Origin of the sequence: Candidatus Desulfosporosinus nitrosoreducens, from assembly GCF_030954495.1 — a bacterium.
GTDB classification, from domain to species: Bacteria; Bacillota; Desulfitobacteriia; order Desulfitobacteriales; family Desulfitobacteriaceae; genus Desulfosporosinus; species Desulfosporosinus nitrosoreducens.
In genome coordinates this window covers 152,439-173,396 of sequence record NZ_JAVHUW010000083.1, presented here as the reverse complement: position 1 = coordinate 173,396, position 20,958 = coordinate 152,439, and the positions used below count along the sequence as shown (strand labels likewise).

The following is a 20,958-nucleotide window of genomic DNA, read 5'->3' as shown; positions in this document are numbered from 1 at the left end:
TCATTCAGTTCAGGTTTAACCAAGTTCAAATTAGTTGTTAAAGTTGACAATTATATCACCACCCCATTCTTAAGTCCGCCCCATGTACCGGTCTTGACCGTTGCCCAAGTTATAGTTTTTACCTTGCTCCACTGGGTATATAAAAAAGTATACGTGACTGCCAAGTGTGCCGGCTTGATTTGGTTGATAACGTCCTGTACGTCAGATAAATTTGGCGGAATACCCACAGTCCCTACAAACATAACCTCGAAAGAATAGATACTTGGATGTTCAATAACGGCCACTTTACCATTGATAAAACTGCCGGCAACATTTTGAACGAGGTTGACAGTTATAGTTCCTGATCCTCTTAGCTTGGCATTGACAACAGTCCTCCGGTAATTTACATCCTTTCTGTGATCCGTGATAATTCCGAGTAAACTCTCCCAATTGTCTAGGCCCCAAGTGGCAGTATTTACAAAGCATTGATTTACAATATCTTGAATGGAACTATTCAGATTATTAATTTCCAATTGTTCAGAGGTCAGGAGAGTTGAAAAAATTCTGGTCTTGGCTACGGCTGGTGGCAGGTAATCTTTAAGGAGCATTTACTGTTACATCTCCCACCGTTGCTACTTGCTCGCTTTCGACTGTTACATTAGCCGTGCCACCATTCACGGTTAACGCATTGTAATCATTCACGCCTGGAGTCGCTAAAATTATGGAACCGACAATTGCAAAACTTACATAGTTTTGTTTGAAAGCAATCCCTTTTAAATAGTCTGAAATCCCGGCTATCACTGCTGTTTGGATCTGTTCCTGCGTATATGCCGTATTTCTTACAACATTAACACTTATATTGATCGGCAAAGCAGCTGCACTTTCATAGGTCACTATCGCCCCTATAGGCCGCTGGGATTCTATATAGGTACTGAGTTCCGCAAGCAATGGATCTGAAAGAGGCTGCATGTTGCTGTCAAGGGCACAGACTTTAACAGTCCCAGGGCCATTCCACAAGGGAAACACTTGTGCTCCTCCTATCCCAGGAACTTGCAAGGCCCACTGAATATAATGGGCAACATTGCCGCTGGTCGGAGGAGTTTGAACTTGAATTAAAAGTCTTTGCAGTAAAGCCCCATCAGTTTCAGCATCATTCCCTCCAATAATAGGATTTGAGTTATTGACCCCTGTAATTCCGCTTATGACAACAGGAATCTGTGTTATCGTCGCAGCAGGTACATTGTAGGCCGTGCCAACATTGACGGCTTGAACTTTGATAGTTGCCAGGCCTCCTGTAATAATCCTTGAAGTCGTGGTAGTGTACCTCAATCCCCCCGGCGTCTGAATCGTTGTACCTAGAGGAATAGGCGTCGCTTCCGTACCGGTAAAGGTTACTTCACCGCTTGCGGCCGTACCGGGCTTTCTAGTTAATCCAAATTCACCACACCGTAATTCCAGCTGTGTAGAATATCCCTTAGCGGCCGCCGTTTGAGCAAAGACCATATCAAGGACTTCGTCAAGTTGTATTTCACTTGAGGCAACTTCTTTACTTACTGGGGAAAGCGCGTCATAAATTAAAGAACCTTCTGATTTATCCACGTCAGAAGGTACATTACCTAACATCCTATTTAATACTGCCGAACTTGCCTCACTAAACATTTATGCTTTCCTCCCCATAGATCGTTGTTACGGTGAAGCCAACATCCATCTTATTGCCATCGACAATCATATCGATATTTTTAATACCCGTAATATAGGGGTTGATGAGCAAGGCTTCTTTTAGATACCGCTCCACCTCAGATCTTAAGGCACCCGCTGAAAATCCTTGGTTAATCAGCAAGGCGAGCTCATTGCCGTAACTCGTGCTATAAGCTTGATACCTATTTTTAGGAGTATTTAGAGCTTGCCATATCCACACCTTGACCGCTTCCTTACCCGTTACGATTATATTTTTCCCGTTAACCAGCAAGAAATCATTTTTATCAAAATCCCAGGCATATTCCCTGGCAAGGGGTAAATCGTCCGCAGCCGTCTCCGTCGCCAGAATAAGGTCACTTACGTTGATAGTTTCCGCCGGAAATATACTCATGGACTAACCACCTTTGCCAATATAATGTAAGTCTGCTCATCCAATGTAGAAATTAGGGCTACAAGGTCATCAGCTCCCAGTCCATCTGTAAATTTAATATCTCCATCAGGCACCTCTACGCTGGAAATACTCCCTTCTGTTGTATTTCCACTGGCCGGAGTCATTGGAATATTGAGTTTTCTTTCATAGTTCGGCAATAGGTAATCTGCAACCAGGAGACTCTCTTTACCGATTTGCAAGTCACCCAGCTTAAGAGTTAGCGGCTCTGGAGTAACAACTCGACCTACCTGGACATACGGAGTGTTATTTTTTCCGCCTTGTGTTCTCATATGGTTGATAAGAGCGCTGTATGGATTCCTCACTTACTAATCCCCCTTAGTGTCCATCTGATTTTTAAAACTTAGATTTAAAGACATGGTGTATTTGCCCCCTTCCGGTTCCCAAGTATGCGTATCCCCCTCGATATACATCACCGCGCTTTGTAAAGTACTGACATAAAAAATTTCAGTGCCTACGGCATAGCCTGTTCTGCAGGCCCAATTTCCCAAGGCTGAAATAGTAATATCAGTCTGCACATCCGCCAGCATTCCCCTGGCAACCAAATCGCTGTCTTTATCAGGTTCTTTGACATAATTCTCTTGGATCAGCCCGAATTCATTAATCCAACTATTATTACTGACTTCTCCGACATAATTATTTTCACTGTCGTAGATTTTCACCTTGTTAACCATGCCATCTAAAGTATCCCGGTAACTGGTACTTAAGACATTATTGCTCCTGTCGCCCAGTTGAGACCTTAACGCATAGTTTGCAACTACGTTGCCCTTTTCGATGACACACAACTTTGCGCCATCCATCACGGGAATATACTTTTTGCCGTTTGTCTCAGAGGCCTGAGTGTACATCTCCATAATAGCCTCATAACCTGTTTTTTGAGCTAAGAGTCTATTGACTTTAATTCCGGTGCTCGCAATATCCCCGGTTTCCACTCCTAACTCGGAACATATCTGGCATGTTGCATCCTCAGGCGTAATGTTAACAAAATTATAGGTTACCTTAGATTTTGTAAGGTAAATTAAATAGTCATACGCAGGAAACGTCAGTTCCTCAGAATCAGAATTAATTTCTCTGTCCCAGGCTACGCCCCTGAATATTTCTTTGCCATCCATTAGCAGCCAAACCTTAGTACCCGGTCTGATTTGTACTCTCGGCTGATTTCTGTCCCATATAGGATAAGCGAGGGTAACGTCTAATTTTCTTGCCACCTGTGCTTTATCCCCGGTACTGCTTATGCTCTTGACGGCACTGGTTATATCTCTTACGACCCCATTGTATAAACTGTAAAGTTTAATCATAGTTCCATCCCACCCGGCTTATTAAGTTAGGGTTATTGTCTTGTACTCCTTCAGGTTCAGAGTAAAATATACATCTCCCGTTCCGTCGCGCTCGCCGTATTCAAAATCTTCAATGGTACATTCCGTGTTGATGGCTCCGGTTACAAGGTACCTGATTGGCTTCCCACTTAACATCCATTTTTCGATCAGATCCGTGCACTCTTTCGGTGTTGGTAAAGAGCTGTATTGGCAAAAGCTATAGGCCTGATTGGGAAAGAAGGATTCAATCGTTTGAATTTCAGACAATTTTGCTTTTCCTATAAAGCTTACTTCACCGCTACCTTCTACGCTGGCAGTGCTGTTATTTAGAGACCTTTTGATAGAATACGCCGGTGGAGGAACAGGAAGTTGTAATTTTTCATCACCTTGAATCAGCCAAAATTCCATTGCCATATCCCCCTCATTCAAGTCATATTCAGGGCTGTTTCGTCGATCTTCAGAAGCAGGGCGTTTGCGATCCTATCAATGTCCGCATCTTCGCGGACTATAATCGTGTCGGCAAGCTTGGCGATAGATATGCTTTTCTCATTTGACTTACCGCTCACACTCGATGAGCTTCGAGCGCCGTTGTAAGGGTTTTCGCTGGCTCTCTGCACTCTTTCACCTTTATGCAGTTCGGCGATATACCCATCATATGGAACGTAATCGAGACCATTGGCGTGGCTCCTTGCTGCCTGCATGCCATCGGCGGTGCTATTATTTGAAGTGTCTAAGGCAATCTTACCTATCAAAGGTATACCACCGAAACCAGGGATTTCCCTAATCGCCCCAATTAAGCCATTAATTAAATCGATAGCTCCGTTTACACATTCTATAAATCTATTTTTAATGGCTACCCCAACTTCATCAACCTTTGCCTTCACCGCGTCAAAGTTATCGTGGAGGAGAATTAAGCCACCAATTAGCAAGCCGATGCCCAAGACGATGAGACCTATCGGGTTTATACTCATCGCAATGTTTAAGGCTAATTGCGCAGCGGTTACCGCTCCGAAAGCAATCGCTATTCCTTCAATAAAAGGCCTCAACGTTGCCCAATTTGTTTTGAAAAAGTTATAAACAAGGGTAGCCTTATTTACTATAGATTCTATCCCGTCGGCTATCTTGAGAGCAAGTTTTTCAATTTGGGGACTGCATTGATCAATAAGAGCAACAACACTTTTGATGGCCGGCTTAAGCCTCTCCAACATTTTAAGACCAGTATCCTGAATTAATGAGCCTGTTTTCCCCTTAACTGCATTTACCAGACCCAAACCAGTGTCTGCCTGTTCCGCCGTTCCGCCCTTGAAAGAGGGCTTCAATTTCTTATCCACAAGCATACCGAAGGCCGTGTTGGTATCCGCCTCCGACATGTCGTCATTCTTTCCTCTGCCGGCGAAACTTTTAAATTCATCCTCTCCTATTGAAACGCCAAATCCCTGCAATCCTTCCATTGATCCATTTTTCGCCCCGGCTAAAGCCTCCATAGCTTCACTGATCGTTTTCCCGGGATTTAAGGCGGCCATATCCTCAGAAAGCTTTACCAGCTCCATCGCTCCTGTGGTATCCCCGCCTGTGATGCTTACGGCGCTGGCGCCGGCACTAACCACGTCCGAGGTTAGAATATGAGTGTCACTGGCGTTATTCTTTAAATTGCCGAGGAAATCGGCACTTATACCAGCTGCATCAGCAGCGTTCATATTGGGATTATTTATACTTACAGAGTGCTTCAGGACCAATTGCTGTTGTTCCAGGGTCGCGCCACTCTCTAGGGCATCTGTAGCGCCTTTCAATACTTGCGGGCCCAATGCCATAATCTTAGAAGTCAACGGCTCAAGTGCTTCAAATTTACTTTTTATGCCCTTCACGGCACTGCTTACTTTGTCCCTGATACGAACTTCCGGAGCTATGGTTTGATTTCCCAACGCAGCTGTCTCATCGTGAATCCGTCGTATTTCTCCGCTGGCATCGTCTTGCACAGTGGCTCGAATCACGACCCTATTCCTTAAAGGCTCAATAGACTCCCGAATTCTTGATATACTTCTAAGCGCGGACGTGGTATCTATCCTAACCTCATTGCGCTGTCGCGCCATTCTGTCCAAGGCCCGGCGCGTTGTTTCCGTATCCCGGCTAAAGGCCGACAGCTCGCTTCTCACCTTTCTTAGTGCGGCGCTCATATTGTCTCTGAGGGTTAATGTAGCTCCGATAACATGATTTCCCGCCATACTTCCACCCCCTTAAAAGCCAAGGTCACTTGGCAAGATAAACCAAATGACCTTGTTTCCATTCTTCCACTTTTTCTTCAAATGCCAAATTCATACTCGCCGAAAGGAACAGCTTTTCTTGATTGGATAAATTCAAAAGGTAATCCAGTGTGACTCCTTTCTGCAAATAATAATGCATCAAGTACAATTCTGAATTACCTTTGATCAGTTTTTTACATCTTCAACGACACTTACGGAATCCGCACCATATCCGGCAAAGCCAATGATTTCTTTGGCAATGGAATCGATTTCACCGGAATCCAGGATTTGGTCCAGCACCTCATAGCCGGTGGCATTGTAGGCGGCTTGTAAGGCTGTGTCCTTAAAGCTCGGCTCCATCACGCACTCATACACTAAATACGAATTGCCTGCGCCCTCTCCTATATCATAGCTGTCAAGAATCGTAGCCCGGCTGGGTTTAACGATTGTAACGCTTGCATTCAGGGATTTAACAAACAGCTCCCGAGTTTCGGCCTTTTTGGCCTTAATTTTATCGACGTTGGCTATTAAATCACTAACACTTAATTTCTTCCTTACTTCCATGGCCAACAACCTCTTTTTCTTTATTGTACCTCAATTGTATCCAGGAAATCTGCATCTTCAGCGGTGAAGCCGAATTTGTATTCCTCTTCACCCTTCTTGCCGCTTTCAAATTGCATTAAGGTCAATTCGTCAAACCAGACGTTGCCTATGGAAATACGCTCAGACTGATTGCCAACAGTATCCGGATCTTTTATTTTCCCCACAAGAGTACTGCGCGGATCTTGACCTTTTTTCCAAGCCTCAAGCAGATTTTTCTTTCCTCTGCTGAACACCTTCTTGACCTTTATTGAACCCTCACCTTTCAGCCCCACAAGCTTTGAGTCCTTGTTCATGCCGATGACAACGTCTTCTCTTTCAGCAGTTACCTTAGCCTCAAAACTCTCTAATTCAAAGATTAATTCACCATCCCACCAAATCTGACCCCAGGAACCGCTGATTTGATTATTGCCTCTGATTTTTGCCATAACTTTATCCCTCCTATACGATTAATACTGAGAAATCAAGGTCTTCCATAGCGTCAAGCGGACTGCCGCTTGCTTTGATGAAGACTTTGCTTCCCGTATTGTATTCCTTGATTTGTGCCGTCTGTAAATTCGCAACATCAACCCCGATTGACTGAAGGTATTCCGTTTGAGCCTCAAGATCAATCTCCGCCGCGGCAGCAAAATCAGGGTCTAAAACCTCATCTTTTTGCAGTCCTTTGAAATAGAGGTTGATATAAGCGATCAAGAGGACCTTGTTATCATAGAAATTATTAACCTTACCGACATATTCGTTTTCAAAGGCATCCCGGATGTCATCGCGAATCAGGTCAATAGCTTCCATAATTTTAATTTTCTTAAACATATCCCCTTTTGTCGGCGTCGTCGTAGTTAGACTATTTACGCCTCTGCCTATTTTGATATGCTCACCGTCATTGATCAAAATAAACTGCCCGGCATCAATATCGGAATCCGGTGTTGCTGTTTCAGTGATGCTGTCTACTTCGCTGAGAACATAATAGGTTGAGCTTTGGGTGAAGGGCAAACCGGCTAAAATTCCCGCTATTCTGGCACAATAGGCCGCTGTCGTATACGTTGTATCACCAACTTTGATATCTTTTCCTGTAAAGTTAATGATTCCCTCATGGTCCGAAACACTGTTGGGCAAGACCGCTTTAAACGTCCTTTTATCCACATCTCTTCGCGTCTTAAGCCAGGTAGAAATTGTGGAAACATCGCCGTCAGCCAGTTCGGGGATCGCCAGATAGTTCCACTTCTTGTTGTTTAGCCTCGCCAGGGCATCACTGTAATTTACGGCAGCAGTATCAATTCTTTCAACAATAACTTTTGTTGGAATACCCAGAAAGGTCTTATTGATATAATCCAGGTTTGCGGCTGTCCAATCCTGAGGATCAATTTGAGTGATATCCGTATAGATTTTTGTGTCAAAAGTGGCTCTGGTTGAATCCTTCAAAATTAAGGCGACAATTCCTCTCGCGCTTCTGGCAATTGCGGTGGCGGCTAACGTCTGAAATTTGATATTGATTTCAGGCAATCCCATAGTTTTTATTCCTCCTCGATTTCTAATTCTTGCATCAACTCTACGGTTCCTTCGCTATAACCCAGGCTTTCGTCAATCTCAGTCATCATTACCCAGTTGTTATTTATTTCTTCTGCCTCGAGATCATTCAAAAATTCCAAGTCAAACTTAAACTGCAAGACATTATCACTGATCTGATGTCTCTTATTCTGCAGGGTAATCACCCGATCTCCGATTTTCAGGACATTAAAAAAGGCCAGATTTAACTGGTCAAGCATTTTAAGGTTAGCTAAATCTGTCTTTTCTGCCGAAAAGTAATGAATATTGACAGTTAGAAGTTTCTCCTCGTAATCACGATAAGGTGTATCATTAATGGGCATTATTTGCACAAAAAAGGCGGGTGGTTTGAATCCGCTCATTTCTTCATTAGCGACAACCTTTACAGTACCGGCCTTACGTTTCAAAACATCAATTATGGATCGTTTAACATCAACATATCCAATCATAATTCTAATTCCTCCAAGACCCGGCGTATAAAGGTATTCAGTTCATTGCCAAACTGGGCTTCTTTCTTTACCACAGCCTTTTCCAGCATATAACTCCCAGGATAAAAACGATATTTTCCATGCCGATTTGCCCGTTTATGCCCGTTTTCAGTTAAGCGGACGTTCGGAGCGTTATTCGTAACCGTAAATTCAATATAGCCTCCGGACTCACCTTCCGCGCTTGCGGTAGCTATTTGCCAGTGTTCTTTTGTCAGGTTATCCGGAGTTTCGCGCATAGCCTGAGTTTTCAGATCATCAGCTTGTTTTTCCATAAATTTTCTTGCTTCTGTCGGATACTTCTCACTGACAACTTTGCCAAGATCCCTCTCAAACTCTGCTAAGCCACTGATTTCCAAACTACTCATTATAAACACCTTCTTCTATCAGGGTGCAAAATAAATGAGTTTCAATATTTTGTTCCTTGTCGTTGACGACGTGGTCGATATTGTAAAATTTGTCGTGATAAACTACACGCATAGCCGTATCAATGTCATCCCGATACCTGATCACGATCTCATAATAGACACTTTCTGTGTCCTTTTCAGCTTTCAGGTGTTCGTCAACCGGAACATAGCCAGTTAGAAAATAAGCCCACACTTCAGCATAAGATTGCCATTGCTTAACTTCTTCACCAACTTCGTTTTCCACCCGGACATAGTTTTGAATATCAATCTTCTTATTTAATTTTACAGACTTCATACAGGCACCACTCTGTTCATATTGAGAAAGGCATCCCGGGCGCTCTCTAATTTCTGGCAATCCTCCGGCTTATAATCATCATAAACTAATCTCATTTGCAGTACCATAGCCCATTTGACGGACTCCGGAACTTCCGAAGCATCACCATAGCCGGCAACTACCCGAATCCTAACGGCATTAATTGGCTGAAGAGCAATTGAAGGCCATTGTTTGTTGTAGCCCAGAGCGATTCGATTCACAAGACTATCGGTATCCACGATGTAATTTTCGGCATCGAAGATATATTCCGTTCCATCCGTGCCATAGTATTTAACGCTGACAACGTTTTGAACAGGCGAAAAGTCCGTGAACTCAATATAGTTTGTAGTCGGAAAGCTATCCAGCACCAGCTCCAGCGTTTGCGTGATATACTTTTGTTTCTGATAACTTTCGCAATACTCGCGGGCCTGGTTTATCAGGCTGGATACAATCGCATCGTCATCATCACCGCTAATCCGCAAGTGATGTTTCGCTTCCTCCAGGCTCAATGGTTCCATTGCCGGCGGTGTAATTAACTTCAGTGCCATTTACTTCACCTTCTACCTTTGTTACCCTCGCCGCTCTTTAGAATATTTTTAACGACGAGTAGGTCATTAACTTTGCTCAGCGGATCGGGGTTCATCCTCATGTAGGTTCTCTGGCCAACCTTCTCCATCGCCATATTTTTTCTGCGCTCAAGCCTTTGGCATTCTGCAAGACTGAGGAACTTTGGCAAATACCCAGAGCTCTCCTCATCATTTGCAGCTCCAAATTGATCCTCGCCCAATCAGCTTGATCAAGAACAACAAAACAGAAGCTTCTGAACTTTGCTTCCTGTCTACCTTTTTTGAGGTTTGAGAAGCATTCAAAGGATAAGTTTGCCAGTGCTTTCGACTTTCGAACCGAGCATTTAAAAACAGCCATCATCTGTATGGCTGTTTTTATACTTACTATTGAAATCGACCTAAAAACACCGCTGCTTTCAAACCAATCTCTTAACTTTTGACTCAGGCTCAACAACTCTCCCCAAGAGGGAAGCTTTATAATAATGTTCGCTATGATTGTCAATAGATCTCACCTCCTTCCACTTCCTTATTCCAGCCATATTCCTTTATTCGTTCTCATCATCCGGTCAAAAGTTTTAAACCTCTTAGTGTCTTCGTATTTAACCTTCGGTGGCGGTTTAGGCAATTCTTTCTTAAAATTCTTTTTCTTCACTATGTTCACCTCTCATGCTTCAGTTAAATTTTGATTAGCCAATAAAGAAGACTTGATTCCGGTGGAGTTTTAACTCCATCTGAATCTTAGTCGCACTTATCCAGGGACTTAGCCGCTCTTAACTCACCGCTTGCCGAAGCGGGAGTCTTAGAACGGCTTAGCCAGCGGATCAATTACTAATAACAAAAGCCCCCCTTTCGGACGGCTCTCTTTATAACATAATACCACGGATTTTCGATGTAATTGGGCCAACTCTCAGCCAGTCTACTGCCATTTCTCTGCCTATTTTTCTGTAATTTTATATAAATGTAATTAATTTCATATAAAGAAAACATTCACCTGCTTATAAACCTGCCCTTTTGTCCGGGCAGTTTTCTTGCAGGAAAATCTCTATAACCTTTCCTAACAAACTTAAACTGCCTCACCCCTTTCCTCTCATCTTAATTCCAAAAAGATATTCTCTTTATCCCCTAGAATCCTCTGACTAATTATTCAGGATAAAAGAGCTTGACTGACACCCAAAGACACTATCTTTGCACGGATTACGGGTTAACACATCCTAGGAGCTTACGGCGCAGGCACCCCCCTAATTACCCTTTATGCGGGAGGGAAGTAGTTAATCCTTTCTGACTGTATAACAAAAGCTGCCCCTATCGGACAGCTCTCTTTTTATCATAATATCATGGATTTGAGGTAAAACTCTGCAAAGTTTCTGACAAATTACTGCCAAAAATATCATAAAATGGATTAAAGTTAAAATCAAATCCGTTAATCCTCTGAACCAGCTTTTAAGTGCTTACCTTAAATAAGTTTAACGGTTACTTGCTCGAATAAACAGTTCTTTCAATATCAGAGCTCATAGCTGGTAAAGGCTAAATACTTTTCACAACTTAACCTGTTCCCGCTCAGCGTAGCCAAACATCTGTGCTGCCATACTTATTATTTCTTCCTTCAGTCGATAATAAGACCTCACTGCTATCCCGATTTCCCCAGCTATCCAAAAATCCTTATGAAATCTCTGGAAATATTTAAGTTCTATTAAATTCCTTTCCGTGGAACCCAAAGAATTAAGGATGATATCCACCTCTTGAATCTTAAATTTCAAGTCGTTAATTTCTGCTTCAAGCTCTGATCGTTTAGAGCCGTATTCCCCGGTTTGATCCCTTACCATACCAATAGCGTGTCCGGGGCTTAAGCTGATGTGAGACGTATTGCCGGGGAATTCTGTTTCAAGCTGTGCCCTAAGAATTTGCAGCCGCAGTTTATCTTGAGTATAAGTAGTAAAGCGGCGAACCGTTCTTTGGTACCATATCGGTTTCTCTCGTTTTTTCTTTTCTTTAATCACAACCTCATTGTTAGCCAAGACTTTACCTCCTCGTCTTTATTTTGCCTTAAGAAGAATCCAGAGCTTGTCCATTCAGCAACCTATAATCCATTATCGGGCCATAGTCAGCTCAGGTGCTTTATAAAAGTCATTGTAAATTTTAGTTTGGCATAAGAAAACAACTTTACTAAGCCAGGGCATATTTCGCTGAGTTTAGCAACATTATAAGAAAAAATATCGACCCAATTCATCGCGCGACATTCTTAAGGAAACAGCAATTACTCCGCCTCAGTGACAGTCATCAAGGAAAAAGCGTCCATTTTACCCGACAGAGTGCTTGCCGGCACAAGAATATTTTTCCTTACTAGCTTATTGCCAGCTTTCCGGTAAAACGTATTTTTCCCCTTTATTCGTCCCTTCAAGAGTTGAGTACAAAGTGTTTTCGGCATTTAATCTACCTCCTCTTTAATGCGTTACTCAACGTTTTCATTATAGCATTCCTCAAAACTCTGTCAATGAGTTCCGCAATATCATTTTGCGACATTTATGTCAAAGCATTGCTTTTCTCTACATTTGAAAATATAATAACATCTGAGTAAACAATGCAAGGGGCGGATCACATGGGTAAGTATTTCAACAAGAACCTGTTTGGGCAAAGGCTTTTAGAAGCGATGAAAGACAATAACGATACCACTTACAGCTTGGCGGAATACTTACATTTGAGTCCTTCCGCAATATCCCGTTACACAACAGGGGACATGGCTCCTAAGATCCCTACGGTCCAGGCAATAGCCGCCAAGTATGGACTAAGACCTTCTTGGCTAATGGGAATTCCCGGCGAGTCCAAATATTCTGAAATGAAAGAAGCGGCAAAGAAAATACCTGTTTTAGGCGTTATCGCAGCAGGCGCACCTATTTGGGCTCAGGAAAACATTGAAGGTTATGAATATGTACCTGAGGGACTTAATGTGGATTTTTGTTTACGAGTCAAGGGAGATAGTATGATCGGAGCCTATATTTTTGACGGCAGTTTAGTTTTCATTCGCCAACAGCCGGATGTTGAGACGGGAGAAATCGCAGCCGTTTTAATTGACAGGCAAGAAGCCACACTGAAGCGTGTTTATAAAATTAACGGAACAGTTATTCTTAGGGCAGAAAACCCCAACTATCCTGATCAAATATACACAAAAAAGGAAATGAAGGACGTTCGAATCCTCGGTAAGGCTATACGATACGTAGCGGAGGTTCACTAAAAATAAAGGCCTCAGATGACCTAAAATTCAGGTCATCTGAGGCCTTCACTGGCTCGGTCATCATAATCTATAAAGACATAAATACCGCTATAGGGGATCGAATTAGGGATTACACTGTTAACAGGAGTATCGCATCAAACCACTACGAGACAATTATCATCTACAACGCTAAGGCTAGACCAACCCACCAGGCAGCGAAAAAAGTAAAGCGAGGAATTACCCGCCTCTAGTCTTTTAACTATTGCTTGCTTCAATTTCAGTCTTACCGTTAGTTTATAATGGTTTCCCGCCAGGCTAATTGCGTCAAGCGTTTTCTGCAAATCGTTAATCCGGGTGAAAGCGGAATTGTCATCAGTTCATACGCCTCTCCCGCTCCCTTCGATAACTCCGCCATAGCCTGGTAGGCCGTACCGCACCATTCCGGCTGAATCATTTGCTCATTGCCAGGATGAGTATCATGCAGTAAAATAAGGCCATGCGGAGCTACATATGGAAAGAAATTTTTGAAATCCTCTAGCACTGCATCCTTAGAATGATCGGCATCAATAAACAACATATTTATTTGCAGAGGGTTAGCCTTTATTTCTTGGGCAAATTCCTGAGTTGTGCCTTTAAAAAAACTAGTTTTTGAAGATTTCTGCATATAGTTTCCGGCATCCGCATTAATATCCACGCCAATTAGTTGATCGGCAAAAGGTATAATACGATTGAACAGCATGCAATGATATAAACCAAGTTCAACATAAACCTTCGGACAAACGAGGCTTGCCAAATGAACGATAAAGTCTTCATGCCAGTTTAACAACGCCAACTTATTCAACCTCTTCCTAACGTTATCTAGTTTTTAGCTATTTCTTAACTTATTTGAACCTTCCCCCAAGGAACTCCAAAACTATATAACTTAGTGTATGTCTGATAGGGGAAGTCTGACACAAAGTCGGCCAGACTTGACCAGGCCTCAGCTTTTGAACTCATTGCGCTCAAAAAACTGCTGAGATTATACAGACCTGCAGAGCAGATAAATTAAAAAAATCCCCTCTTTTGGAGGGGTAAGTGGAAATATGAAATGATTTGAAAACTGGAAACCAGCGAGCAACTGGATTAAGTTAATAATAATACTTGCGAGGAAAAAAGACAAATTCATTATAATCAACTTAAGTATGAATAAAAGTAATAGTTGCTGCTCATCTCCCGAATCCTCAGGGGACATGCAGCCCTTAATTATAATTCAATTCCTGCCTATAGCTATTGGGAACCAGATAAATCTTGCCTTTATGTTGTTCAAAAATCGTATCTTTTTCCTCAATCACCAACTGAATCAACATTTCAGCGTAATCTTTAGGGTGATAGTTCGCAATACTGCACCCCTTTTTGTTACAAAAAATATGATACTTTCTCCCGGCATATGGCCCATTTTTAACCTCAAAGGTTTGAACTACGTGTCTGCTTGGGGAGTGATTTACAATTATGTTTACATCAGTAGTTTTAATCAAAATATCCCTCTCAAAATTGATGTCTTCAGGCCATAAGTGTTCCATCTAATCCCCTCCTTTAAAGATAAGCCATTTATGATGCTATAAATTTATTTCGCTTCATAAAAAAGTGCTCACAGCATTAACGTCTATAAAAAGACTCCCACCGTGCATTGATGGGAGGGAAGATGAAAGAGATGTACCTCACATTTATTAGCCTATCATCGTTTTATTTTTTTGTCGATAGAATGTTTCTATGTTTTTCATAGTTTTATTCTATGAAAATCTTATCTCCTGCAGCCTTCCCAACCCATAAACTCCCCTGCTTTCCCATGGCCGCAGGGGAACACCCTTTAACCTTGACCCCAACGACCCGGAGGCGGTAGAATTTATTTCTAACTTTCAGCTAATTTTCAGCTAACGTTCAGGTATATTTCAGCTAACATTCAAGTTACTGTAGTATCCTATTTCTGAAGCGATTCTGATTTCCAGTAATTACATATATTCATACTCATGCTCAAACGGATTTGAGAATCTTCTTTGTTTAAAATTCGAGAAATTTTAATTTAGAAAATGAAAGGGGTACATTGAACTATGAATGTTTCAACGATTTCATCAGGAGCAAGCAGTTATTCTTTATCTAACAATAATAGTCAAGTTAAGCAGATTCAAAATCAAATACAGCAGCTGGAGCAACAATTAACCGCTGAGAGTCAAAGTAAGGATGACGCTAAAACCAAAGAAACTAAAACCCAGCAAATTCAAACCCAAATCGAATTGCTCCAAGCTCAATTACAACAAATTCAAACCAAAAATCAAAGCCAAAACTCGTCAAATTCAACTGACAAAAACAAGCAGGCTGACAAAACGCAAGTCAATAATACTTCTCTCAACGACACAATTGATATTGAAGTGTAAAAATTACGGTTCCAATTCTGGCCTTATAAAGAACCGGAAACGTGTTTTCCTTAAATGAGCTGTCTTATTAGATTGTGTAAAACATTCTAGTGAGACAGCTCATTTTTATTCCTTGCATGCTGCCACCTTACGGATAGACTGAGTGAACAATATAAGGTAAAATATGCGATGGAGCCAACTCCAGCAACAAGGGGAATTCATTACTTTAGGAGGGCAAGAGATGAACGACAATCCTAATAAAATTTGGGTAGTATTGAGAGCTATCGGTGCGAGAAATCCAGAGTATTATGAGTATAATTCCGCAGTAGAGGCACTGGCCGATTTTGACGATTGGTCATCCGATACAAAGGATATAGCTGGCTGCGAAGTACTCTACCGGGGAATTACCTTGATGCATTCCTTAAAAGGTAAAATAAGCGGCGGATTATGCGAGCAGTATCACCCGGACTGTGCTGTCAGAGGCAAATTGCCAAACTCACAAGAGATAACAAATTGCGAAGAATGTATGACAAAATTGATGGAAGACTATGTCGAATAAACTGTTCTTTAGTTAAAACCTTCTGCAGATGGTTTTTTCTTTTGCTCTTTTTCAGGGTTAAGGATAAAGACTCAGATTAATCAGCAAACACTAATCCAGATAAAGAAGACTTGATTCAGGTGGAGTTTTAACTCCATCTGAATCTTAGTCGCACTTATCCAGGGACTTAGCTGCTCTTAACTCACCGCTTGCCGAAGCGGGAGTCTTAAAGCGGGTTAGTCAGCGAATAAAATAATACCTTTACTTCATTCTTCGCTTCAATCTCTAAACAAACGTCTTCCAGTTTAGGAGCATAATCCACATTGATAATATCATCCAAACGAATCCAGAAAACCGAGGAGTCATTCCCCCATACGGAAACTTTATCATCAGAAACATCAATATCTGCCACTACTCCGAAATCCAAGGTGCATTCTATTACGCACAAAACCTCGATACATTTCAAGTGCTTACCTAGAAACTTCTCCTTGAGAAATTTCACAAATTCGATTTTAGAGGACAAGGTTAACAATCAAATTCCCCCTTTGCAGTGCTTCCAATCTTTAATTGCATTCTTTCCATTAGATTATCATACACCAAATAAATAACATAAGCCAAGAAATTGGCTTGCTGAGCTAATCTTTTTAGACCTGCATTAATAAATCAAACGCCTTCACGCTAAAGTATTAACGAAATTGTACTCCTTAATAAATTAAATGTATCTTTCTATTGCAAAAAAAAAAGCCCTCTTTGAGAGGGAGAAATAAGGAGGAGGAAAGAAAAATGAAAAAACCCTTTATGTTAACCGCTAAGCAGCGAGGTGTTTTCTGTTGTAGATATCATAAAATATAATTGTTACCCTTCCGTGATCTTTATATTAAGAAACTGTTAAGAATTAAAAAATTTTATAATCAAATAACGGCGGATAAAGAAGACTTAATTCAGATGGAGTTTTAACTCTTAACTCCATCTGAATCTTAGCCGCACTTAGCCAGAGACTTAGCCGCTCTTAACTCACCGCTTGTCGAAGCGGGAGTCTTAGAGCGGCTTAATCAGCGGATAAAGTCCTCCCAGACCATTCATTCGCGGCTTGGTCACATTTGTGGACGATCATGAGTACTATACTTAAGAAGTCCTGAAAGAATACGGCTTCAATAATAAAGTAGCGAGGAAAAGATATGGGACAAAGAGTTTATCTGCTTAAACAAGATAAAGTTGACGAACGGGACAAAAGTTTTCATGCCATTCTTAATAAGCTGAAAATCGTCCTCCCTAAAGTCGTGGACTTGCGGAACGGCTGCTCTCCCGTTGTCGACCAGGGAGAATTAGGCAGTTGTACCGCCAATGCTATTGCCTCAGGTTTCCGAGAATATTTAGAAATTCAAGCAGGAAAATTAACAGCCTTAAGTCGATTATGGCTCTACTGGGAGGAGCGCAAATTGGAGGGAACTGTCGATGATGACGCTGGGGCAAGTATCCGTGATGGCATGAAAATACTGCACAAGTACGGCTGTCCCCCCGAAATTGATTGGCCCTACGACATCTCTAAATTCAGCCAAACTCCACCAACGGAATCTTTCGCTGATGCAGCCCGGTATAAAATCAAAGAATATCATAGGGTCTCCAGCTTAATTGCTCTTAAAACGGCCTTGGCCGAAGGATATCCCGTTGTGATTGGCATCAAGATCTATGAAAACTTCGAGTCCGATCAGGTCGCTCAAACTGGTATCATACCCCTTCCGAAACAAGGAGAGCAATACCTTGGCGGGCACGCGGTTTTGGCTGTCGGATACAAAGATGATGCCCAGATTAAAGACGAAGGCGTCGTAATTTGCCGTAATTCATGGGGTGAAAACTGGGGAGATCATGGCTACTTCTATCTCCCTTACCATTATTTCGACGACAACGTTCTTGATATGTGGACCGGAAGATAACATGAAACTCACATTCGATAGCTACGATCCCCTTATTTAGCTGAGGGGATCTTTTACTAAACTGCTCGGAACGTATCTGCCCAGTTGGCAAGTTCTCCGCGGAAATTTTTCGATAAAGTTACTATTTTACAATACGGCTGACCTTTAAAATGCTCCATATAAGGTACAAAGCCGCTTTTCGAGCTTGGAATATCAACTTGACCGGAATGACCGATACAAATGACTTTGCAAGAGTCATGAACGCGCGTAAATATCTTCCGCAACTCCATAGCCGTAAAATTCTGGCACTCATCAATAATTATCGTCATATCTTTTAAATTAGTACCACGTAAAAACAAAGGGGTTTTGGGGTAACACCAAATACTGTCCATAACGCGTTTTACGCTGACTTTTCTGCGAATCGCTTCATTAGCCAAAACCTCTTCGTTATAGATACACTGAACAGGGTTTTCATTAATTTCCAGAAGGGCATCAATAAGCGGCTGGTGATAAATACTCTCTTTTTCCGACTGTGTACCCGGCCTAAAACCCATCATCGATTCCTGAACCGGATTAAAAATATAAATAAGGGGCTTTTTTAAAATTTTAGCACAAGCAACGGCCAGTGTCGTTTTCCCGGTTCCGGCCTTAGCATTGACCATCACTAATTGATAATCAAAAATGGCATCAACATACTCTCGTTGTTCAGTCGTCAGCCTCGGGGCCAGACCAAACAATAAATTATTCTCTGGTAGCGGCATACATCTCACCTAATCCTTGCTCTAATATTTCTACTTCGATATCATAACGCTGCTTCATTTAAACCAACGGAATGTTCTTATGAGCATTAAAACTATTTTCTAAGCTTAATTTCCACAAAGTTTCAAAATTATCCTGCTCCATCAGGTGCAGTTAGATTCTGTCAACTCATTATCTTTTATTCCTTACGTTCAAGAATGAATGTTAAGCCTGACTCTCTTTAAAGAATTATCCCCAAATGAATACAAATAAAAGCGCTTAACCTTTTGCCAAAGGATAGCGCTTTTAAGAAAATATGACACAAGTTTATACTTTCTAATAATACAAAAATAGGCTGCAACAAAGCCATTTCTCTGGCTTGCTACAACCTAAATTCTATACGGTAAAATCAGCTCTAAATTTAGGTATTAATTCGCCAATTCAAAAGCACCTTTTAAGGCATTATAAATGAAAACCTCCCCAGTTTCAATAGTGTAATACATACCGATAATATCAATTTCCCGTTTGTTGAACTTTTCAACAATAAAAGGATAAGTCAATAAGTGTTTAATCTGCTCAACAATATTAACCTGTTCAGTTAACCATTCCTTTTTCAGCGGTTCATCCGAATCACCCAGTTCTTCTATAACTCTTTGCTTAACATCATGAGTGAGCTCCAGCCATTTTTTTGTGGCGGGTATTTTATCCAGGACTTCATCAGGCAAATAAATCGAGGCACATCCCCCACAATTGGAATGCCCGCAAACAACAATACTTTTGACTTTTAAGACATTGACCGCATATTCAATACAGGCTGTCGTAGCCGCTGTTGGAGCCTCTTGTTCGTGAAATTCCTGATATTGTGGAACAATATTGGCGATATTTCTTACAACAAACAAATCTCCCGGCAACGATTTTGTAATCAATTCCGGTACCACACGAGAATCAGAACAGCCAATAAATAATGTATGAGGTTCTTGCCCTCGTTTTAAACGGCAAAATAAATTTTTATGTTCCTCGTAATCTTGCGTTCGAAATTTTATTAAACCTGCTATCAAATTGTCCATACCGGCACCTCCCTAGTTTCCAAGTGCAATGACGGAGTCTACTCACAACTGAAGATTAGCATTCAGGTTGGCATTAGTCAATACAGATATTACATCACCATATGGTAACGATCACAAATTATTATATCTAATCCATAAACACAACGCTATTAAGATAAAAACACCGAACAAGTCTTAGTTTTAAAAACTTAGGACATAAAAGCCAACTACTCTTGATCAATTTTTTGAATCAGTAGTTTAAAGAAATAATCGTCAACCAGCGACCTTTGCCGTTGGTTGACGATTTCAAGCCAAGACAGATTATTTTAATTTACTCAGGTAAGCAGATACCATTTCCTTCGCCGCAGCTTTAATGGTTTCCAGCTTATACCCTCTGTTTCTTTGCGTGACTCCAATTAAGTCAAACTTATCGGCCTTAAGAGTGAGAAAGAGTCTCTCCAGGGAAGTGAGGCATGAAGTAAGGCCATTTCCGCTTCCCCCGGCAGCGGCCACCTGCAGGACCGGCTTGCCTTCAAAGAAAGATTTATCATGTTTAAAAGCTTCACAGCGACGTAAGCGATCAGTAAAGGCTTTCGCAGATTCGCTCATTTCCCCAAAATAAACAGGAGTAACAAAAACGAAGGCGTCAATATTAGCTAAAGAGATATGAAGCGCTTGAAATTCATCCTGTACCTGACATTCATGTTCATTGCGACATGGGCCCCAACCATTGCCGCAGGCTTGACAGCGGCCAATCTTTTGTTGATTCAAATTAACCTGTACTACATTAGCGCCTGCTTCGATTGCCCCTGCTTTAGCCGCATTCCCGCAGGCTGCCGTCAGGCCATCTAAATTTGGGCTACTCGTAAAAATCATAACATTCATTGTACTCATCCCTTAACCTTTCAATATAAAAGTGCTAATTCATTGTATCAAGAAAATAATACCCTTGGAAGTGTATTTTTTAACATTTCTATAAAAAGCACTTGTCTAAATCAGCTAAGAGTTTGTCTGGGACTTTAACGTTATCTCTGATAACCTCCCCTGGTTAGTTTCCCCTTAATGGGGGCAAACTCTTTAAAAATACATATAGTACACATAATAAACACCGGCAATTACCGCGGGGATGGCACAAGCCAACAAATAGGCAAGGATAGTTGGTTTAATAAGTTCATTCCAGATACTATTCTTTTTCATTGTCCTTCCCCCGTCAACTTTGATGCCTTTAAATCGTAGTCTACCCCTCAAAAGATTGCTGAAGACAGGCTCGTGTTCCGAATAGTGAAGCGAACCTGTCCATAAAAAGAGGCTAGTCCTGCCCACCCTTCAATTGACTGCCTTCCATGATTCCTTGATTATGAAATACCTCATCAACCTCTAAGGTAAGCTGACCTCCTTTAGCATTTTTACGTCCATTAGTCCCATATTTCGGAGTCTCGTCATCATTCTTTACGCTCACGACCCCAGCAGGCTCCCATGGTTGTCGCTTCAATTGAGAAGCGTGTTCTTTGTCATTTTCATTTACCATCAT

Annotated in this window: 28 protein-coding genes; 4 read left to right on the top strand and 24 right to left on the bottom strand. The window is 41.6% G+C overall.

Annotated features, from left to right (window positions below):
- Positions 1–50: 50 nt before the first annotated feature.
- The 17 genes from REC12_RS25100 to REC12_RS25020 form a co-directional block, all read right to left on the bottom strand.
- Positions 51–587 carry a putative phage tail protein gene (locus REC12_RS25100; protein WP_308898974.1) on the bottom strand — a complete coding sequence of 179 codons (537 nt, stop codon included), beginning with the start codon at positions 585–587 and terminating at the stop codon, positions 51–53.
- Positions 577–1,638, bottom strand: coding sequence for a baseplate J/gp47 family protein (locus REC12_RS25095; protein ID WP_308898972.1), 1,062 nt, complete (start codon positions 1,636–1,638; stop codon positions 577–579). The genes REC12_RS25100 and REC12_RS25095 overlap by 11 nt, the downstream gene beginning before the upstream one ends.
- Entirely contained in the window at positions 1,631–2,068 is a 438-nt protein-coding gene (locus tag REC12_RS25090) for a DUF2634 domain-containing protein (protein WP_308898971.1), read from the bottom strand. Before REC12_RS25090 ends, REC12_RS25095 begins: the two co-directional genes overlap by 8 nt.
- Positions 2,065–2,430, bottom strand: coding sequence for a DUF2577 domain-containing protein (locus tag REC12_RS25085; protein WP_308898970.1), 366 nt, complete (start codon positions 2,428–2,430; stop codon positions 2,065–2,067). Before REC12_RS25085 ends, REC12_RS25090 begins: the two co-directional genes overlap by 4 nt.
- Before the next feature lie 3 nt (positions 2,431–2,433).
- The gene (locus REC12_RS25080) at positions 2,434–3,423 is read right to left on the bottom strand and encodes an XkdQ/YqbQ family protein (protein ID WP_308898969.1); all 990 of its coding nucleotides are present in this window, start codon (positions 3,421–3,423) and stop codon (positions 2,434–2,436) included.
- 21 nt (positions 3,424–3,444) lie between these two features.
- Positions 3,445–3,849 (bottom strand): hypothetical protein, encoded by a 405-nt coding sequence (locus REC12_RS25075; RefSeq protein ID WP_308898967.1) that lies wholly within the window; start codon positions 3,847–3,849, stop codon positions 3,445–3,447.
- A gap of 17 nt (positions 3,850–3,866) precedes the next feature.
- Positions 3,867–5,663, bottom strand: coding sequence for a hypothetical protein (locus REC12_RS25070; RefSeq protein WP_308898965.1), 1,797 nt, complete (start codon positions 5,661–5,663; stop codon positions 3,867–3,869).
- A 204-nt stretch (positions 5,664–5,867) separates the two neighbouring features.
- Complete coding sequence (locus tag REC12_RS25065; protein WP_308898964.1) at positions 5,868–6,245, bottom strand: phage tail assembly chaperone; 378 nt, start codon at positions 6,243–6,245, stop codon at positions 5,868–5,870.
- A gap of 20 nt (positions 6,246–6,265) precedes the next feature.
- Positions 6,266–6,709, bottom strand: coding sequence for a phage tail tube protein (locus tag REC12_RS25060; RefSeq protein WP_308898961.1), 444 nt, complete (start codon positions 6,707–6,709; stop codon positions 6,266–6,268).
- Between the two features lie 13 nt (positions 6,710–6,722).
- The gene (locus tag REC12_RS25055; protein WP_308898958.1) at positions 6,723–7,787 is read right to left on the bottom strand and encodes a phage tail sheath C-terminal domain-containing protein; all 1,065 of its coding nucleotides are present in this window, start codon (positions 7,785–7,787) and stop codon (positions 6,723–6,725) included.
- 5 nt (positions 7,788–7,792) lie between these two features.
- Positions 7,793–8,272, bottom strand: coding sequence for a phage tail terminator family protein (locus REC12_RS25050; RefSeq protein WP_308898955.1), 480 nt, complete (start codon positions 8,270–8,272; stop codon positions 7,793–7,795).
- Positions 8,269–8,676 carry an HK97 gp10 family phage protein gene (locus tag REC12_RS25045; protein WP_308898952.1) on the bottom strand — a complete coding sequence of 136 codons (408 nt, stop codon included), beginning with the start codon at positions 8,674–8,676 and terminating at the stop codon, positions 8,269–8,271. The genes REC12_RS25050 and REC12_RS25045 overlap by 4 nt, the downstream gene beginning before the upstream one ends.
- Positions 8,669–9,010, bottom strand: coding sequence for a phage head closure protein (locus tag REC12_RS25040; protein WP_308898950.1), 342 nt, complete (start codon positions 9,008–9,010; stop codon positions 8,669–8,671). Before REC12_RS25040 ends, REC12_RS25045 begins: the two co-directional genes overlap by 8 nt.
- On the bottom strand, positions 9,007–9,576 hold the full coding sequence (locus REC12_RS25035) for a head-tail connector protein (RefSeq protein WP_308898948.1): 570 nt from the start codon (positions 9,574–9,576) through the stop codon (positions 9,007–9,009). The genes REC12_RS25040 and REC12_RS25035 overlap by 4 nt, the downstream gene beginning before the upstream one ends.
- A gap of 5 nt (positions 9,577–9,581) precedes the next feature.
- Positions 9,582–9,815, bottom strand: coding sequence for a hypothetical protein (locus tag REC12_RS25030; protein WP_308898945.1), 234 nt, complete (start codon positions 9,813–9,815; stop codon positions 9,582–9,584).
- A gap of 1,314 nt (positions 9,816–11,129) precedes the next feature.
- The gene (locus REC12_RS25025) at positions 11,130–11,609 is read right to left on the bottom strand and encodes a hypothetical protein (RefSeq protein ID WP_308898941.1); all 480 of its coding nucleotides are present in this window, start codon (positions 11,607–11,609) and stop codon (positions 11,130–11,132) included.
- A 239-nt stretch (positions 11,610–11,848) separates the two neighbouring features.
- A complete protein-coding gene (locus tag REC12_RS25020; protein WP_308898939.1) occupies positions 11,849–12,019 on the bottom strand; it encodes a hypothetical protein in 171 nt (56 codons plus the stop codon).
- A 171-nt stretch (positions 12,020–12,190) separates the two neighbouring features.
- Here REC12_RS25020 and REC12_RS25015 point away from each other — a divergent pair, with 171 nt between their 5' ends.
- Positions 12,191–12,823: a helix-turn-helix domain-containing protein gene (locus REC12_RS25015; protein ID WP_308898938.1), complete on the top strand. Its 633-nt coding sequence runs from the start codon at positions 12,191–12,193 to the stop codon at positions 12,821–12,823.
- Positions 12,824–13,091: 268 nt separating this feature from the next.
- Here the strand turns inward: REC12_RS25015 and REC12_RS25010 are convergent, their stop codons facing one another.
- The gene (locus REC12_RS25010; protein WP_308898937.1) at positions 13,092–13,634 is read right to left on the bottom strand and encodes a class I SAM-dependent methyltransferase; all 543 of its coding nucleotides are present in this window, start codon (positions 13,632–13,634) and stop codon (positions 13,092–13,094) included.
- Between the two features lie 406 nt (positions 13,635–14,040).
- Positions 14,041–14,361 carry a hypothetical protein gene (locus REC12_RS25005; protein ID WP_308898935.1) on the bottom strand — a complete coding sequence of 107 codons (321 nt, stop codon included), beginning with the start codon at positions 14,359–14,361 and terminating at the stop codon, positions 14,041–14,043.
- Positions 14,362–14,889: 528 nt separating this feature from the next.
- Between REC12_RS25005 and REC12_RS25000 the strand changes: the two genes are divergently transcribed.
- Together REC12_RS25000 and REC12_RS24995 are read left to right on the top strand one after the other, a co-directional pair.
- Positions 14,890–15,213, top strand: coding sequence for a FlxA-like family protein (locus REC12_RS25000; RefSeq protein ID WP_308898932.1), 324 nt, complete (start codon positions 14,890–14,892; stop codon positions 15,211–15,213).
- 220 nt (positions 15,214–15,433) lie between these two features.
- Positions 15,434–15,751 (top strand): hypothetical protein, encoded by a 318-nt coding sequence (locus REC12_RS24995; RefSeq protein WP_308898929.1) that lies wholly within the window; start codon positions 15,434–15,436, stop codon positions 15,749–15,751.
- Between the two features lie 205 nt (positions 15,752–15,956).
- On the opposite strand, the gene REC12_RS24990 is transcribed toward REC12_RS24995, so the two are convergent.
- Complete coding sequence (locus REC12_RS24990; RefSeq protein ID WP_308898926.1) at positions 15,957–16,262, bottom strand: hypothetical protein; 306 nt, start codon at positions 16,260–16,262, stop codon at positions 15,957–15,959.
- A 646-nt stretch (positions 16,263–16,908) separates the two neighbouring features.
- Between REC12_RS24990 and REC12_RS24985 the strand changes: the two genes are divergently transcribed.
- Positions 16,909–17,664: a C1 family peptidase gene (locus tag REC12_RS24985; RefSeq protein ID WP_308898923.1), complete on the top strand. Its 756-nt coding sequence runs from the start codon at positions 16,909–16,911 to the stop codon at positions 17,662–17,664.
- Positions 17,665–17,720: 56 nt separating this feature from the next.
- On the opposite strand, the gene REC12_RS24980 is transcribed toward REC12_RS24985, so the two are convergent.
- The 4 genes from REC12_RS24980 to REC12_RS24965 all read right to left on the bottom strand — a co-directional run bounded on the left by REC12_RS24980 (position 17,721) and on the right by REC12_RS24965 (position 20,955).
- The gene (locus REC12_RS24980) at positions 17,721–18,404 is read right to left on the bottom strand and encodes a PhoH family protein (RefSeq protein ID WP_308898920.1); all 684 of its coding nucleotides are present in this window, start codon (positions 18,402–18,404) and stop codon (positions 17,721–17,723) included.
- 405 nt (positions 18,405–18,809) lie between these two features.
- Complete coding sequence (locus REC12_RS24975) at positions 18,810–19,448, bottom strand: carbonic anhydrase (protein WP_308898918.1); 639 nt, start codon at positions 19,446–19,448, stop codon at positions 18,810–18,812.
- A 300-nt stretch (positions 19,449–19,748) separates the two neighbouring features.
- A complete protein-coding gene (locus tag REC12_RS24970) occupies positions 19,749–20,312 on the bottom strand; it encodes a flavodoxin family protein (protein WP_308898914.1) in 564 nt (187 codons plus the stop codon).
- A 424-nt stretch (positions 20,313–20,736) separates the two neighbouring features.
- On the bottom strand, positions 20,737–20,955 hold the full coding sequence (locus tag REC12_RS24965; RefSeq protein WP_308899175.1) for a hypothetical protein: 219 nt from the start codon (positions 20,953–20,955) through the stop codon (positions 20,737–20,739).
- Between the last annotated feature and the right edge of the window lie 3 nt (positions 20,956–20,958).

Coding starts and splice junctions, on each gene's coding strand:
- REC12_RS25090 (WP_308898971.1), bottom strand. CDS start 2,068: ATGAGTATATTTCCGGCGGAAACTATCAACGTAAGTGACCTTATTCTG.
- REC12_RS25050 (WP_308898955.1), bottom strand. CDS start 8,272: ATGATTGGATATGTTGATGTTAAACGATCCATAATTGATGTTTTGAAA.
- REC12_RS25095 (WP_308898972.1), bottom strand. CDS start 1,638: ATGTTTAGTGAGGCAAGTTCGGCAGTATTAAATAGGATGTTAGGTAAT.
- REC12_RS24980 (WP_308898920.1), bottom strand. CDS start 18,404: ATGCCGCTACCAGAGAATAATTTATTGTTTGGTCTGGCCCCGAGGCTG.
- REC12_RS24975 (WP_308898918.1), bottom strand. CDS start 19,448: ATGGACAATTTGATAGCAGGTTTAATAAAATTTCGAACGCAAGATTAC.
- REC12_RS25005 (WP_308898935.1), bottom strand. CDS start 14,361: ATGGAACACTTATGGCCTGAAGACATCAATTTTGAGAGGGATATTTTG.
- REC12_RS25075 (WP_308898967.1), bottom strand. CDS start 3,849: ATGGAATTTTGGCTGATTCAAGGTGATGAAAAATTACAACTTCCTGTT.
- REC12_RS25045 (WP_308898952.1), bottom strand. CDS start 8,676: ATGAGTAGTTTGGAAATCAGTGGCTTAGCAGAGTTTGAGAGGGATCTT.
- REC12_RS25070 (WP_308898965.1), bottom strand. CDS start 5,663: ATGGCGGGAAATCATGTTATCGGAGCTACATTAACCCTCAGAGACAAT.
- REC12_RS25035 (WP_308898948.1), bottom strand. CDS start 9,576: ATGGCACTGAAGTTAATTACACCGCCGGCAATGGAACCATTGAGCCTG.
- REC12_RS25000 (WP_308898932.1), top strand. CDS start 14,890: ATGAATGTTTCAACGATTTCATCAGGAGCAAGCAGTTATTCTTTATCT.
- REC12_RS25100 (WP_308898974.1), bottom strand. CDS start 587: ATGCTCCTTAAAGATTACCTGCCACCAGCCGTAGCCAAGACCAGAATT.
- REC12_RS24985 (WP_308898923.1), top strand. CDS start 16,909: ATGGGACAAAGAGTTTATCTGCTTAAACAAGATAAAGTTGACGAACGG.
- REC12_RS25020 (WP_308898939.1), bottom strand. CDS start 12,019: ATGCCGAAAACACTTTGTACTCAACTCTTGAAGGGACGAATAAAGGGG.
- REC12_RS25080 (WP_308898969.1), bottom strand. CDS start 3,423: ATGATTAAACTTTACAGTTTATACAATGGGGTCGTAAGAGATATAACC.
- REC12_RS25015 (WP_308898938.1), top strand. CDS start 12,191: ATGGGTAAGTATTTCAACAAGAACCTGTTTGGGCAAAGGCTTTTAGAA.
- REC12_RS24970 (WP_308898914.1), bottom strand. CDS start 20,312: ATGAATGTTATGATTTTTACGAGTAGCCCAAATTTAGATGGCCTGACG.
- REC12_RS25040 (WP_308898950.1), bottom strand. CDS start 9,010: ATGAAGTCTGTAAAATTAAATAAGAAGATTGATATTCAAAACTATGTC.
- REC12_RS24965 (WP_308899175.1), bottom strand. CDS start 20,955: ATGGTAAATGAAAATGACAAAGAACACGCTTCTCAATTGAAGCGACAA.
- REC12_RS24995 (WP_308898929.1), top strand. CDS start 15,434: ATGAACGACAATCCTAATAAAATTTGGGTAGTATTGAGAGCTATCGGT.
- REC12_RS25060 (WP_308898961.1), bottom strand. CDS start 6,709: ATGGCAAAAATCAGAGGCAATAATCAAATCAGCGGTTCCTGGGGTCAG.
- REC12_RS25055 (WP_308898958.1), bottom strand. CDS start 7,787: ATGGGATTGCCTGAAATCAATATCAAATTTCAGACGTTAGCCGCCACC.
- REC12_RS25065 (WP_308898964.1), bottom strand. CDS start 6,245: ATGGAAGTAAGGAAGAAATTAAGTGTTAGTGATTTAATAGCCAACGTC.